The 1,660-nt window shown below is 72.8% G+C and carries 2 protein-coding genes and 1 pseudogene; all 3 read right to left on the reverse strand.

Annotated elements, in window-relative coordinates; translation table 11 throughout:
* Positions 1-38: 38 nt before the first annotated feature.
* A complete protein-coding gene (locus tag G6028_RS09785) occupies positions 39-749 on the reverse strand; it encodes a uracil-DNA glycosylase (RefSeq protein WP_182658749.1) in 711 nt (236 codons plus the stop codon).
* 4 nt (positions 750-753) lie between these two features.
* Positions 754-1,275, reverse strand: coding sequence for a gamma carbonic anhydrase family protein (locus G6028_RS09790; RefSeq protein WP_179525493.1), 522 nt, complete (start codon positions 1,273-1,275; stop codon positions 754-756).
* A gap of 9 nt (positions 1,276-1,284) precedes the next feature.
* Positions 1,285-1,660, reverse strand: a pseudogene (locus tag G6028_RS09795) (thiamine-phosphate kinase); the annotation flags it as partial.

Genomic DNA, 1,660 nt, shown 5'->3' on the forward strand with positions numbered 1-1,660 from the left:
GAGCGCACCCCGCGCTTCGGTGGGGCCTGAGCGCGCCTCTACGTCTGCTCCGGCATCTCCGGCAGTCGCCAGTCGACGGGGTCCACGCCGAGTCGGTGCAGTTCGTCGTTCGCGCGGCTGAACGGCCGGGAACCGAAGAACCCTCGCGAGGCCGACAGGGGTGAGGGGTGGGCGGAGGCGATGACCGGGGTGTCGCCGAGCATCGGCGCCAGGGACTGTGCCTGGCGGCCCCAGAGAATCGCCACCAGCGGACGGCCGCGCTCCACCAGCGCCTCGATCGCGCGCCCGGTGACCTCCTCCCACCCCTTCCGTCGGTGAGAGGCCGGCTGCCCCGGCGTCACCGTGAGGACCCGGTTGAGCAGGAGGATCCCGCTGCCGGCCCAGGAGCTCAGGTCGCCGTGCCGGGGGGCCGGCAGCCCCAGATCGTCGGAGTACTCGCGGTAGATGTTGACCAGGCTCCGTGGCAGGGGGCGGACGTGGCCGTCCACGGCGAAGCTCAGGCCGACGGCGTGCCCGGGCGTCGGATACGGATCCTGACCCACGATCAGCACGCGGACGTCGTCGAACGGCTGGGTGAAGGCGCGCAGGATCCGGTCACCCTCCGGCAGGTATCCGCGGCCCGCGGAGTCCTCCGCGCGGAGGAAGTCGCCCATCCGGTGGATGCGGTCCTCCACCGGCGCCAACACGCTCGCCCACCCCGGGTCGACGACCTCCCCCAGCGGAGGTCGAGCCGATCGGTCGCCCGCCACCCGGTCAGTCGATCCGTCGGAGCTCGGAGCGGTACCGCATCGCGTTCTCGTGGTACTTCTGCGTGTTCCCCTCGAGCATCGCCGGGTCCACCTCGTACCCCTCGCGGATCCGCGCGGGGGCTCCCATCGCCATCCGCGCGGGGGGCAGTTCGAACCGTGGCGGGATCAGACACCCGGCGGCGACGACCGCCCCGGCACCGATCACGGCGCCGTTGAGCACGATCGAACCGGAGGAGACCAGGGCTCCGTCCCCGATGGTCGCCCCCTCGATGTGCGCGTTGTGCCCCACGATGCAGTGCTCCCCGAACACCGTCGGTTCCGACTCCGTGCAGTGGACGATCGTGCCGTCCTGGATGTTGGTCATGGCGCCGACCTCGATGCGCCCGTAGTCGCCGCGGAGGACGGCGGTCGGCCACACGGACACGCCCGGTCCCAGGCGGACGCGACCGATCACCACCGCGTCGGGGTGCACCCAGGCGTCGGGGGCGATGTCGGGTTCGAGGTCTCCGAGTGCGTAGACAGCCATGCGGCCAGCCTAGTTCGCACCCCGCGCGGAGTCCCAGCCCCCGGGGGTCCGCGGGCGCCCGTCGAGGGAGACGGTTCCGGGGTCTCCCTCGTGGATCGTCCCGATGACGGTGAAACCCGGGGGGACGGTGGTCCCGGGCGGGAAGGTGCCCAGCAGACCGTGGTCCTCACCGCCGTCGAGGATCCAGTCCGCGATCTGCGCCTCCGGATCGGGGAGACCCAAGACGGCGGCGGCCTCGCCCAGGCGGGGGTCGACGGGGAGCGCGTCGACGACGAGGTCCGCCGCGACGCCGGAGGCCCGCGCCAATCCCGACAGGTCGCGCATCAGGCCGTCGCTGACGTCGGTGAGTGCGCTGGCGCCGGCGAGTCTGGCCGCCCTCCCGGAC

This window comes from Dietzia cercidiphylli, from assembly GCF_014145145.1.
Classification (GTDB): Bacteria; Actinomycetota; Actinomycetes; order Mycobacteriales; family Mycobacteriaceae; genus Dietzia; species Dietzia natronolimnaea.